This is a genomic window from Pseudomonas sp. COR18, assembly GCF_048568395.1.
Lineage (GTDB): Bacteria > Pseudomonadota > Gammaproteobacteria > Pseudomonadales > Pseudomonadaceae > Aquipseudomonas > Aquipseudomonas fuscovaginae_B.
The window spans coordinates 6,006,953-6,020,627 of sequence record NZ_CP183808.1; the positions used below are offsets into that span (position 1 = coordinate 6,006,953).

Consider the following 13,675-nt stretch of genomic DNA (forward strand, 5'->3'; position numbering starts at 1 on the left):
TACACGGCTGAGCCGGCGCCAGTTTAGCTGGCGCCGACTTTTCCAGAGTGAAGCGCTTCTCCATCAGGATGATTGAACGGCACTCTCCCTCAACGCCCGGGAGATCGCATGGCCCAGGGCCCCGACATGGGGTGGCTGGACCAGCGTGTTGTGCGTTCCGGGCAGTGCCGTGACGACTGGCGCGGCTTCCAGCAGCGCCCCCCAACCCAACAGCGGATCGTTGCGTTCCTGCCCGCTGGCGGTGAACAGCGAGACCTTGAGCGAGCTGGCCGGGCTCACATAGGCGCCAATGGCCAGGCGTATCGCATAGGCCACCGCGAGATGGCTACGCAGCAGGTCGGCATCGACGTCCTGGGGCAGCTCTTGCGGAAGCAGGCGATGAGTCATGCACAACGCCAGCATCGCCTCGATCGCATTCTCCTGCGCCAGTGCGGCCAGTTGCTGCCGCACCTGGGGTTCGACCTGCGTAGGCAGCCAGGCCATCAGGAACTGCGCCTCGCTCAAGGACTGCGCCGGGGCCGGCTCGGGACGTGCCGAAGCGTCGATGATGCCGACGAACTCCAGGGACTCACCCGCGGCCTGCAACTGCCTGGCCATTTCATAGGCGATCAGGCCACCGGCCGACCAGCCGGCGATCCGGTAAGGGCCTTGCGGCTGGACCTGGCGAATGGCTGCCAGGTAGCGCGCGGCCATGGCCGGCACCTCGAACAGCGGCGTTTCCCCGGCGACCAGGCCACTGGCGGCGAGGCCGTAGACCGGTACCTGCGGGTCCAGTGTCGGAGCCAGATCGCGGGCATACTGCACTTCACCGCCCAGGGGGTGGACCAGGAACAACGGTCGTTGCGAGCCCGTGCGGCGCACAGCCACCAGGTTGCCGTGCTGACCGGGACGCGCCTGGCCGTCCAGGGTCCGGGCGAAGCCGGCGATGGTCGGCTCGACGAACAGGTCACGCACCGCGATCGGCTTGCCGAGCACCTTGCGCAGGCGCGAGGCCATCTGCACGGCCATCAGCGAAATACCGCCGAGGCTGAAGAAATCGTCATGCCGACTGACCTGCTCCAGCTTGAACAGCTCCTTCCAGAGTTGGGCGATGGCGATTTCGGTGTCGCCCTGCGGCGCCTCGTAAGGCCGCGGCTCGGGGCGCGGTTCCTCGACCGGTGCCGCGATCGCCACGGCATCGGCCGAACGCGGCAATGCCGGCGTGTTCTCCAGCAACTGGCCGATGGACTGCTGTGCATCGCCCAGCAGATTTTCCAGGACCTTGGCAAACAGCTCGGCAATGGCCTGCACGGTGCTGACGTCGAACAGGTCGCTGGCGTATTGCAGGCTGCCGCGGATACGTTCGCCGGTGTCCACCAGAGACAACGACAGGTCGAACTGCGTGGTGCGGTGGGCGCTGTCCAGGGACGCCACCTGCAGCCCGGGCAGTTGCAGCGGTGCCGGTGGGGTGTTGTCCAGGCTCAGCATCACCTGGAACAACGGGCTGTGGCTCATGCTGCGGGTCGGTTGCAGGGCGCTGACCACCTGCTCGAAGGGCAGGTCCTGATGGCTGTAGGCCGCCAGGGTCAGGTCCTTGATCCTGCCGAGCAGGTCGCTCACCCGCAGCTCGCGGTCGGTACCGATACGCAGCGCCAGGGTGTTGGCGAAGAAACCGATCAACGACTCCAGTTCCGGCCGCTGGCGGTTGGCCACGGGGGTACCGACCACCACATCGTGCTGGCCGCTGAGGTGGTGCATCAATACCGACCAGCCGGCCAGCAGCACCATGAACAGCGTGCTGCCCTGGGCCTGGCTGAAGGCGCGCAGGTCGGCGCTCAGGCTTGGCGAGAAGGCGCACTCGACGATGCCGCCGGCATAACTCTGGATCGCCGGACGTGGCCGATCCAGCGGCAGGCTCAGCAGAGTGGGCGCACCCTCCAGGTGTTTGCGCCAGAAGTCGACCTGGGCCTGCAGCGCCGGGCCGTCCAGGGCCTGACGCTGCCACGCGGCATAATCCACGTACTGCAGCGCCAGGGCCGGCAGCGGATCCTTCTGCCCCTGGCTGAAGGCGTTGTACAGCACGCTCACTTCATGGGCCAGGACACTGTTGGACCAGCCGTCGGAAACGATGTGGTGCAGGGTGATCAGCAACACATGCTCGTCGTCCGCCACTTGCAGCAGTTGGCCGCGCACCAGCGGCCCCTGGCTCAGGTCGAACAGTTGTGTGGCATTGTCCTGGCCGAGACGGGCCAGCGTGGCCTCGCGGGACTCGGCCGACAGCGCACGCAGGTCCTGTTCCGTCAGCGGGAAGCGGGTATCGGCCGGAGCGATTTTCTGCAGCGGCTCGCCATCCACCAGTTCGAAACGGGTGCGCAGGGTTTCGTGGCGCATGACCAGGCGATCCAGGGTCGCCTGCAAGGCCACCTTGTCCAGCCGGCCGCTCAGGCGCAGGGCCATCGGCAGATGGTAGGCGGCGCCGGCGGCGTGATCGAGGTGGTCGAGGAACCACAGGCGTTGCTGGGCGAACGACAGCGGCAGCCGACCCGAGCGGTTGGCCCGGGGAATCGATTGCGCCTCGCTCGGTGCGCTGGCGTTGACCAGCGCGGCCAGGCCCCGCACGGTGGGGTCGTCGAACAGCTCGCGCAGGCTGATCCGGGCGCCGAGCTTGCGGCGCAGCCGCGAGAGCAACTGCACGGCCAGCAGCGAGTGTCCGCCCAGTTCGAGGAAACCGTCATGGCGGCCGACCTGGTCCAGGTGCAGCAGGCCTTTCCAGATCTCGGCGATGGCCTCCTCGGTCTCGCCTTGCGGCGCCTCGTAGGCCTTGCTGGCCAGGGCGTCCTGACCAGGAGCGGGCAGGGCGCGACGGTCGAGCTTGCCGTTGGCGGTCAATGGCAGCTTGTCCAGATGCACAAAGGCGCTGGGCACCATGTATTCGGGCAGACCGCCCAGCAAGGCACTGCGCAACTGCTCGGCCGGCACCGGCTCGCCGCAGACATAGGCGACCAGCCGCTGGTTATCCGAGTCGCCCTGGCTGTCATCGCGGGCGATGACCACCGCTTCGCGAACACCCGAGATCGCCAGCAACGCGTTCTCGATTTCCCCCAGTTCGATGCGGAAACCGCGGATCTTCACCTGGAAGTCGTTGCGGCCCAGGTACTCCAGGGTACCGTCGGCCAGCCAGCGACCCAGGTCGCCGGTCTTGTACAGGCGGGCCCCGGGTACCTTGCTGAAGCGGTCGGCGATAAAGCGTTCGGCACTCAGCGCGTCGCGGTTAAGGTAGCCACGGGCCACACCGGCACCGCCGATATGGATCTCCCCGGCCACGCCCAGCGGTGCGGGCTCGCCCCGGGCATCGAGGACATGCACCTGGACGTTGGCGAACGGCCGGCCGATGCTCGGTTTTTCGCCCAGATCACGGATCAGGTCGAGGGTCGCGTCCACCGTGCACTCGGTCGGGCCGTACATGTTGTAGAAGCGGATGGTCTGGCAGTTGCGCAGTTTTTCCCAGGTGCTGGCGTTGATTGCCTCGCCACCGAGCAGCACGCTGACCGGCTGGTAACTGCGACGCTCCAGCAGGCCGGCGGCGAGCAGGGTATCGAGCTGCGACGGGGTCGAATCGAAGGCGTGCACCTGGTGCTGTTCGAGGAAGTCGAGCAGCTCGCTGCCGCTGGCGCGGATCAGTTGCGGGATGATCACCAGCTTGTGTCCGGAGAACAGCTGCGAGATGCCCTTGATCGACATGTCGAAGAAGAAGCCGGCATTGAGCGCCACGGTGGCGGGTGTCGGGCAGTGCTGGTGGGTGGTGCGGGTCAGCACGTGCCAGAAGTTGAACACCGAGCGGTGCTCGACCATCACGCCCTTGGATTGGCCGGTGGAGCCGGAGGTGTAGATCACATAGGCCAGGTGCTCAGGCGTCAGGTCCGCAACGACCGGGTTGACGTCGAAAACCGCCTCGTCCACGGCCTGCAGCGATTCGGCGGTGTCCAGCAGCAATACCGGCAGGTCGCCGGCCGGCAGCGATAGCGCGGCCTGGGTCAACAATGCCCGTGGCTGGCTGTCCTGGAGCATGAAGGCCATGCGCTCGGCCGGGTGGGCCGGGTCGATGGGCACATAGGCGGCCCCGGCCTTGAGCACGCCGAGCAGGCCGACGATCATGTCGAGGCTGCGTTCGGCGCAGATGGCCACGCGTTCGTCCGGTTGCACGCCGAGTGCCAGCAGTTGCCGGGCCAGGTGGTTGGCGCGGCGGTTGAGCTGGCGATAGCTCAACTGGCGGTCTTCGCAGAGCAGGGCCACGGCATCCGGGTTGGCACGGACCTGGGCCTCGAACAGGGCATGGATCGGCTGGGCCGGTCCGAAGTCGGTGGCGGTGTCGTTGAAGCCGTGGAGCAACTGTTGCCGTTCGGCTTCGGGCACCACCTGCAGCTCGGCGGCCGGGCGCGCGGGGTCCTGTTCAAGGGCAGCGACCAGTTCGGCAACGGCCTGGCCCAGGTAGGCGGCGATGCAGTGCGGGTCGATGCCGCTGATCGATTGTGCGGTCAGGGAGAACACCTCGCCGACGTTGGCCACGGCAATCTCGATCGGATAGTTGGTACGGGTTTCCGAGGCGAGGAAGTGGATGCCGTCATGGTCCGCCATGTCCTCGACGTCCTCCCCGGAGGCGTTGACCAGATCGCCGTGGCGGCAGTTGAGGATCACCGTGAACAACGGCAGCGCGGCATCCACCGCACTGCACCGCTGGGCCAGGGCCAGCGGCGCCTGTTCGTGGGTCAGCAGTTCGCTGAGCTGCTGGTAGGCATCCTGGACGATATCGCGCACGCTGGTGTGTTGCAGGCGAATGCGCATCGGCAGGGTGTTGATGAACATCCCCAATGCCTGGTCGGCGCCGCTGGTGCCCTGGGAACGGCCCGACAGCACGGTGCCGAAGATCCCGTCGTCGCGTCCGCTGGTGGCCGCGACCACCAGGCCCCAGGCCGCATGGAACAGTACCGAGGTCGGTACGCCCTGGGCCCGTGCGCTGCGGTGCACGCGCTGGCTGAGGTCTTCGCTCAGGTGCTGCACCGAACGCTGAATCCCGGCACCGTTGCCATGCACATCCAGCACGCCGTAGGGCGCAGTGGTGGCGTCGACATCCGCCAGCAGGCGGCGGAAGTAGGCTTCATGCTCGGCCTGGGAGATGCTGGCGGCCTGGGCGATGAAATTGCGGTACGGCTGGGACGGTGGCAGTTGGTCGGCCTGCCCGGCCAGGACCGCCTGGATCTCGCGCATGATCAGGCGCAACGTCACGTTGTCGCTGACCAGGTGATGGTCGAGCAACGCCAGCAGCCACTGTTCGCGCGGGGCATCGTAGGTGACGTACGCGGCGATCAGCGGCGCCTGTTGCAGGTCCAGGCGCAAATGGTGGGTGTCGGTTCGTTCACGCAGCATCTGCAAGGCGTCCACGCCGGGCCCGCAGTCGAGTGTGACCACCGGCAGCCGGGCGCGACGATGGACCACCTGCACCGGTTGCGGCAGGCCTTGCCAGCGCAGGGCGGTACGCAGGATATCATGGCGGTCGATCACCACCTGCACCGCGCCGAGGAAGTCATCGAGCAGGGCACGGCTGCTGAAGGTCACCACGGTGCGCATCAGGTAGGCATCGCCTTCGGACTGCAACAGGTGGTGGAACAGGATGCCTTCCTGCAAGGACGACAGCGGGTAGATATCCTGCACGTTGGCCGCGCCACCGGGCACATCGGCGACGATCTGCTCGATCTCCTGCTGGCTCAGGGTCACCAGCGGCAGCATGTCCGGCGTCAGGGCCGTGCAATCGGCCGGGATCAGGTTGGCCGGCACCTGCCGTTCGGCATTGTCGCCACCGGCCAGCACGGTGGCCATGGCTTGCAGGGTCGGTGCCGAGAACACCGTGCGCACGTCCAGTTGCAGGCCGGCCTGGCGCAGGCGCTCGATCAGGCTGATGACCAGGAAGGAATGACCGCCGAGTTCGAAGAAGTGATCCTGGCGCCCCACACGCTCGATGCCGAGCAGTTCCTGCCAGGCCTGGGCCAGGGTGAGTTCGATCTCGCCCAACGGCGCCTCGTAGTCGCGGCTCACCGCGGCATCGCGGTCCGGTGCCGGCAGCGCCGCACGGTCCAGCTTGCCATTGGTGGTCAGCGGCCAGGCGGCGAGGGTCACGAAGGCACTCGGCAGCATGTGTTCGGCCAGGACGCTGGCCAGCTGGCTGCGCAGGGCCGAGGCATCGAGGCTGCTGCCGTCCTCGGCGATCAGGTAGGCCACCAGGCGTTTGTCGCCGGGTTGGTCCTCGCGCACGATCACCATGGCTTCGCGCACACCGGTGCAGGCCTGCAGTTGCGCTTCGATTTCACCCAGTTCGATACGGAAACCACGGATCTTGATCTGCGAGTCGTTGCGACCGACGTAGACCACGCCACCATCGGCGCGGTAGCGGGCGACGTCACCGGTGCGGTAGAGGCGCGCAGCGGGGAGGTCGGAGTAGGGGTCGGCGATGAACCGTTCGGCGTTCAACGCGTCGCGGTTCAGGTAATGCCGGGCGACCCCGGCACCCCCGATGTAGATCTCGCCATTGACGCCCACCGGTACCGGCTGCTGGTAGTCGTCGAGAATGCGCAGGCACAGGTCCGGCAGTGCCGGGCCGATCAGGCTGGGCGCGGCGGCGTCGATCTCGGCCTGGCTGACCGGGTAGTAGGTGGCGTGCACGGTGATCTCGGTGATCCCGTACATGTTCACCAGGCGGGTACGCGACAGCGGGGTGGTCGCCGTCCACGGCCGCAGGCTGCGGAAGTCCAGGGCCTCGCCACCGAAGATCACCTCCCGCAGCGCGTGCTCCTGCGCACTGCGGCCACGGGCTTCGATGAACTGGCGGAAGGCGCTCGGCGTCTGGTTCAGCACCGTGACCTGCTGCTGGCAGACCAGCGCGTAGAAGTCGTCCGGCGAACGGGCGACGTCACTCGGCACGATCACCAGCTTGCCGCCGTAACTCAGGGCGCCCCAGATTTCCCAGACCGAGAAGTCGAAGGCGAAGGAGTGGAACAGCGTCCAGGTGTCGTTGTGATCGAAGTCGAACAGCTCGGCGGTGGCGTCGAACAGGCGGGCGACGTTGCCGTGTTCCACCAGCACCCCCTTGGGCAGGCCGGTGGAACCCGAGGTGTAGATGACATACGCGAGGTGCCGTGGTGTCAGGCCCAGTTCGTCGGCCTGCGGGTTGCGGTCCAGGCTGCTGTCACTGGCGGCGTCCGCGCGGTTGAGCTTATCGAGTGTCAACACCGGTACGGCATGCGGCGGCAGGGCGTCGAGGCAGTCGGCCTGGGCCAGCAGCGCCACTGGCGCGCTGTCGTCCAGCAGGTAGCCGAGGCGTTCGGCCGGGTAGGCCGGGTCCAGCGGCACATAGGCCGCGCCGGCCTTGAGTACCGCCAGCACCGCGCAGAGCAGGTCGACACCGCGCAACGACAGGACTGCCACCCGGTCATCGGGGCGCACACCCTGGGCGAGCAGGGCACGGGCGATGCCGTTGGCGCGGCGGTTGAGCGCCTGGTAGCTCAGTGTCTGTTCGCCGAAGACCAGGGCGGTGCGTTGTGGGTGCGCTTGCGCCTGGGCTTCGAAACGCTGGTGAATCAACTGCTCGACCGGGAACACCGCCTTGGGCGGCCGCAGGGCCGGCGAGGCCTGGCGTTGCGCCGGGGTCAGCAAGGGCAGGCCGAGGACCGGCTGCTCGACATCCGCCACCAGCGCCTCGAGCAGAATCTGGAAGTGTTGGGCGAAGCGTTCGACAGTGCCGCGGTCGAACAGGTCGCTGGCATATTCGATTACCCCGCTCAGGTTGCCGCCTTCGCTGCCCAGGGTCAGCATCAGGTCGAATTGTGCGGTTTCATGGGCCTGGGCCACGGGGATCACGTTCAGCCCGGGCAGGCTTTGCTCGGCGCCGACCGGCGTGTTGTCCAGCGACAGGGCGACCTGGCACAGCGGGTTGTGGCTCAGCGAGCGCGGTGGCTGCAACGCCTCGATCACCTGCTCGAACGGAATGTCCTGATGCTCCTGGGCCGCCAGGAGGGTCTGACGGACCTGTGCCAGCAACTGCCCGACACTCGGGTTCTGCCCCAGGTCCACGCGCAGGGCCAGGGTATTGACGAAGAAACCGATCAGGTTTTCGGTTTCGGTGCGGCCACGGTTGGCCGTCGGCACACCGATCACCACGTCGCGTTCATTGCCCAGGCGGGCCATCAGCACCGACCAGGCACTGAGCAGCGCCATGAACAGGGTGACGTTGTTGGCCTGGCAGAAGCGTTCCAGGCGCTGGTACAGCGCCGGAGCGACCTGCACCGGCACGTCGCCGCCGCGGTAGCTCTGCACCGCCGGACGTGGCCGATCGGTGGGCAGCGACAGCAGCGCTGGCGCCCCGCCGAGGTGGCCGCGCCAGAACTCGGCCTGTTCGGCCAGGTACTCGCCGGTGAAGGTGCGGCGCTGCCAGGCGGCATAGTCGGCATACTGGATCGACAGTTCCGGCAGCGGGTCCGGTTGGCCCTGGCTGAAGGCCCGGTAAAGCTCGGTGAATTCCTTGACCAGCACGCCCACCGACCAGCCATCGGAGATGATGTGGTGCTGGGTGATGAGCAGGATGTGCTCGTCATCGGCCAGGCGCAACAGGCGTCCGCGAATCAGCGGGCCGCGTTGCAGGTCGAAGGGCTCCGTCGCTTCGTTGTTGCCGATGCGCGAGGCACTGAGGCTGGCCTGTTCGTAGGACAGCGCGCGCAGGTCCTGTTCGGCCAGGCTGAAACCGCAATCGGCCGGGGCGATGATCTGCACCGGCTGCTCGCCCTGGCGCTGGAAGGTGGTACGCAGGCTTTCGTGGCGCGCCACCAGGCGGTCGAGCGCGGCTTTCAGCGCGCCGCGGTCGAGATCGCCACGCAACAGCAGCGACATCGGCATATGGTAGGCACTGCTGGCACCGGGATCGAGCTGGTCGAGGAACCACAGGCGCTGCTGGGCAAACGACAGCGCCAGTGGCGCGCCGCGCTCGACGACGGTGATGCTGTCGCTGACGGCCGTTTGCAGGCCACCGACCACGCGCGCCAGCTCCGCCACCGTCGGATGGCTGAACAGCTGGCGCAGCATCATCTCGCCGCCCAGTTGCTGGCGTACGCGGGACACCAGTTGCGCTGCCAGCAGGGAGTGGCCGCCGAGTTCGAAGAAACTGTCGTGGCGACCGACGCGCTCCAGCCCCAGCAGTTCCTGGAAGATCTGCGCCAGGGCCTGTTCGGTGGCACCTTCGGGCGCGGTGTAGCCGCGCTCGGACATGGCGTCCAGATCCGGCGCCGGCAGGGCGTCCTGGTCCAGCTTGCCGTTGCCGGTGAGCGGGTAGGCGGCCACACTGACGAAGGCCGTGGGAATCATGTAGTCGGGCAGGGTGGCGCCCAGTTGCTTGCGCAGCGCTGCCACGTCCAGGCGGTTCGAGGATTGCGGGATCAGGTAGGCGATCAGGCGCTTGCCCTGGGCCGCATCGTCGCGGGCCAGCACCCGCGCCTCACGCACGCCGTCGCAGGCCAGCAGTTTGGCCTCGATTTCCCCCAGTTCGATACGGAAGCCGCGAATCTTCACCTGGGCGTCCATCCGGCCCAGGTGAATGATTTCGCCGTTGTCCAGCAGCTTGCCGAGGTCACCGGAGCGGTACAGGCGTTCGCCGGGGCGCATTGGGTCGGCGATGAACCGTTCGGCGGTCAGCGCCTCGCGGTTCAGGTAGCCGCGGCCGACCCCCAGCCCGCCCACGCAGATTTCCCCGGCCACGCCGATCGGCAGCAGCCGTTGCTGGGCGTCGAGGATGTAGGCCACGGTGGTCGGGATCGGCCGCCCGACATTGGAAATGCCGGCGGCGATGTCCGCCGCGCCGATCGCCTTGTAGGTCACGTGCACGCAGGTTTCGGTGATGCCGTACATGTTCACCAGCGCCACCTGGGGGAAGGCACGATGGAAGGCATCGAGCTTGCCCAGTTCCAGGCTTTCACCGCCGAAAATCACGTAGCGCAGGCGTTCCAGGCGTACATCGTGGCCGGCCAGTGCGGCCGCGCTCAGTTGCAGGAAGGCCGACGGCGTCTGGTTGAGCACACTCACCTGTTCGCGTTCGAGGAACGCCAGCAGTTCCCCCGGATCGCGACGCAGGGCCTCGGGCACCAGGGTCAGGCGGCCGCCGAAAAGCAGGGCGCCGTACATTTCCCAGACCGAGAAGTCGAAGGCGTTGGAATGGAACAGCGACCAGACATCCTCGGCACTGAAATCGAAGGCCGAGCGATTGTTGTGCAGCAGGCGTACCACGTTGCGGTGTTCGAGCAACGCGCCCTTGGGTTCGCCGGTGGAGCCCGAGGTATAGATCACATAGCACAGATGGTCCGGGGCGTTGAGGTTGGGCAGGTTGGCCAGATCCCGGGGACTGCCCCCGGTGTCCGCCAGGGCGTCACTGGAGAAGACTTCGATCCCGAGCGCCAGCAGCGCCGGGCTGGTTTCCCGGCCGGCGACGGCCTTGCGTGCGCCGCTGTCGCGCAATACGTAGGCGATACGCTCGGCCGGCGAAGCGGGATCGATCGGTACGTAGGCGGCGCCGGCCTTGAGCACCGCCAGGGTGGCAACGATCATGGCCAGCGAGCGTTCGAGGACGATGGCCACCAGTTCCTGCGGCTGGACGCCGGTATCGCGCAGGCTGTGCGCCAGGCGGTTGGCCTGTTCGTTGAGCTGGCGATAGCTCAGGCGTTCCTCGCCCAGGTTGACGGCGATACGGTCCGGCGTCTGGCGGGCCTGCTCCTCGAAGATCTGGTGCAGGGTCAGGGTGTCGGGCCAGGCGGCCTCGGTGTCATTGAAATAGAGAATCTGCCGCTGGCGCTCGACCGTGTCCAGCAGGGCGACATCGTCGACCCGCAACTGCGGGGTGTCGACGAGCGCCTGCAACAGGCGCACGTAGTGCCGCATCAGTTGGTGGATGAACTCGGGGTCGAAGAAGTCGGCGTTGTAGGCCAGGTGCCCGCGCCATTGCTGTTCGCCGGCATCGATCAACAGGTGCAGGTCGTTCTTGCCATAACCCAGGTTGGTTTCCAGGGTATTGACCTCGAGCCCGGCCACCAGGGTGCGCTGGTTACTGGCCTGCTGGAAGTTGAACAGCACGTCGAACAGTGCGGTGCGGCTCATGTCCTTGGCCGGATTGAGCGCCAGCACCAGTTGGTCGAACTGCATGTGCCGATGCCGCCGGGCGTCGGAAAGGGTGCCGGCGGTCTGCTCCAGCAGCGCCAGCAGGGTGGTGTCGCTGTCGCAGTGGCTGCGGATCACCACCAGGTTGTCCAGCGGCCCCACCACGTCCTGCAGGGCCGGTTCGCGGCATGCCGCGCTGGTGCCGACGACCAGTTCGTCGTGTCCGGCATAACGCCGCAGCAGGGCGGTGAAGGCACTCAGGGCCAGGCTGTCGGTACCGACGCCGACCTCGCGGGCCAGGTCGCCGAGACGCTTGACCAGCGCCGCCTCGATGACGAACTCATGGGTGGCTTCGGTGAAGACATGGACCGCCGCCCGTGGGCGGTTGAGTGGCAGTTCCAGGGCCTGCAGCTTGCCACGCAACTGGTAGGACCAGTAGGCACGCAGGTTTTCCAGCACGGCGGCGGGCAACTGGCGTTGCCAGGCGGCGAAGTCGGCGTAGCTCAGGGCCAGCGGCGGCAGCAGGGCCTCGCGCCCGGCGCAGGCGGCTTCATAGAGCGCCAGCAGGTCGCGCTTGAGCAACTGCAGGGAGGTGCGGTCGGCCAGCAGGTGATGCACGGCCAGGGCCAGCACGGCGTCGTTCCCGTCGGCGCGCACCAGGCTGGCACGCACCAGGCTGCCGCCGTTCATTTGCAGTGGGCGGCGGGTCTGCGCCAGCGCCAGGGCTCTCAGCTCGCCCGGGACCGCCTGGAACTGTTCCAGCGTCAGGCTGGCCGCTGCGTCAAAGCTCTGCCAGGCGGTGGCACCGTCGGAATGCACCCGGCAACGCAGGATGGCGTGACGGGCCAGCAGCCCGTCGAGGGCCGTTTGCAGGGCCGCGACATTCAACTCGCCGGACAGCTCCAGCAACAGGGCGACGTTGTGGTAGACCGGGTTGGCTTCATACAGGTAACCGGTTTCGAAGGTATCGACGAACCAGACGCGCTCCTGGTGATAGGACAGCGGCGTGCGCTGTGCGACCGGCGCCTGCCGGGTGACTTCGGGCAGGCTCGGGGCCGGGTCCAGTTCCAGGGCGCCGATGCGGGTCTGCGGGGCTTCGGTGAAGCAACGCAGCAGGCGCTCGAAGCGCGCCGCCAGGCGTTCGATGGTGCCGGCGTCGAACAGCGCGGTGGAGTACGACAGGCTGCAGGACAGGCTCGGGCCGCCTTCATCGATGTGCAGCGACAGGTCGTGCTGGGTGTTGTCCTTGTGCGACGGCAGGAACTGCAGGTTCAGCCCCGGCAACTGCAACTGCCCGCCGGCACCGCCGGCATTGGTGTAGAGCATGGTCTGGAACACCGGGCTGTAGCTGGCGCTGCGCGGTGGCTTGAGGGCTTCGACGATCTGCTCGAACGGCGTGTCCTGGCGGCTGGCGGACTCCAGCATCAGTTCCCTGACCTGTTGCAGCACCTGATCGAGGGTCGGGTTGGCGTCCAGGCGCACGCGCAGGGCCAGGGTGTTGACGAAGAAGCCGATCAGCGCCTGCACCTCCGGGCGGTCGCGGTTGGCGGTCACGGTGCCGATCACCACGTCCTGCTGGCCACCGATTCGGCCCAGCAGGACCGCCCAGGCGGCCATCAGGGTCATGAACGGCGTTGCGGCGCGGGACTGGGCGAACTTGCCGATGGCCTCGGACAGCGCCACCGGCAGGTCGAAGCCCAGGGTCTCGCCCTTGTAGCTCTGCACGGCCGGGCGCGGCCGGTCGGTGGGCAGGGTCAGCAGGGCCGGGGCACCGGCCAGTTGGCTGCGCCAGTACTCGACATGCCGGTTCAGGCGTTCGCCCTCCAGCTGCTGGCGTTGCCAGGCCGCATAGTCGGCATATTGCAGGGTCAGGGCGGGCAGCGGGTCGGGCTGACCGGTACTGAAGGCCTGGTACAGCGCGGCGAATTCCTTGACCAGCACGCCGATGGACCAGCCGTCGGAGATGATGTGGTGCTGGGTGATCAGCAGGCGATGTTCATCCTCGGCCAGGCGCAGCAGGCTGCCGCGGATCAGCGGGCCGTGGAGCAGGTCGAAGGGCGCCGCCGCTTCCTGCTCGCTCAGTTGCACGGCCTGCTGTTCGGCCTGGTCCCGGGGCAGGTGGCGCAGGTCGTGCTCCACCAGGTTGAAGCCGCAGTCGGCCGCGGCAATGACCTGCACCGGCTGCTCGCCCTCGCGGCGGAAGGTGGTGCGCAGGCTTTCATGGCGGGCAACCAGGCGATCGAGGGCGGCCTTGAGGGCGTCGCGGTCCAGCGGACCCTGCAGCACCAGTGCGGCCGGCATGTGATAGGCGGCACTGGCCGTCGGGTCCAGCTGGTCGAGGAACCAGAGGCGTTGCTGGGCGAACGACAAGGCCAGCGGGCCGTTGCGGTCCACCGCAGGCATGGCGTCAGAGACGGTATCGATGACCCGTGTCGCACCGCGTTGCTTGAGCAGACGCAGCAGTGCGGCACGTTTCAACTGGTCGAGACTATCGTTATGTGAATTCAATTTA

Annotated in this window: 1 protein-coding gene; it reads right to left on the reverse strand. The window is 67.5% G+C overall.

Features of this window, described 5'->3' with window-relative positions:
* Positions 1-63: 63 nt before the first annotated feature.
* Positions 64-13,671 (reverse strand): amino acid adenylation domain-containing protein, encoded by a 13,608-nt coding sequence (locus tag ACM62G_RS27470; RefSeq protein ID WP_419736060.1) that lies wholly within the window; start codon positions 13,669-13,671, stop codon positions 64-66.
* Between the last annotated feature and the right edge of the window lie 4 nt (positions 13,672-13,675).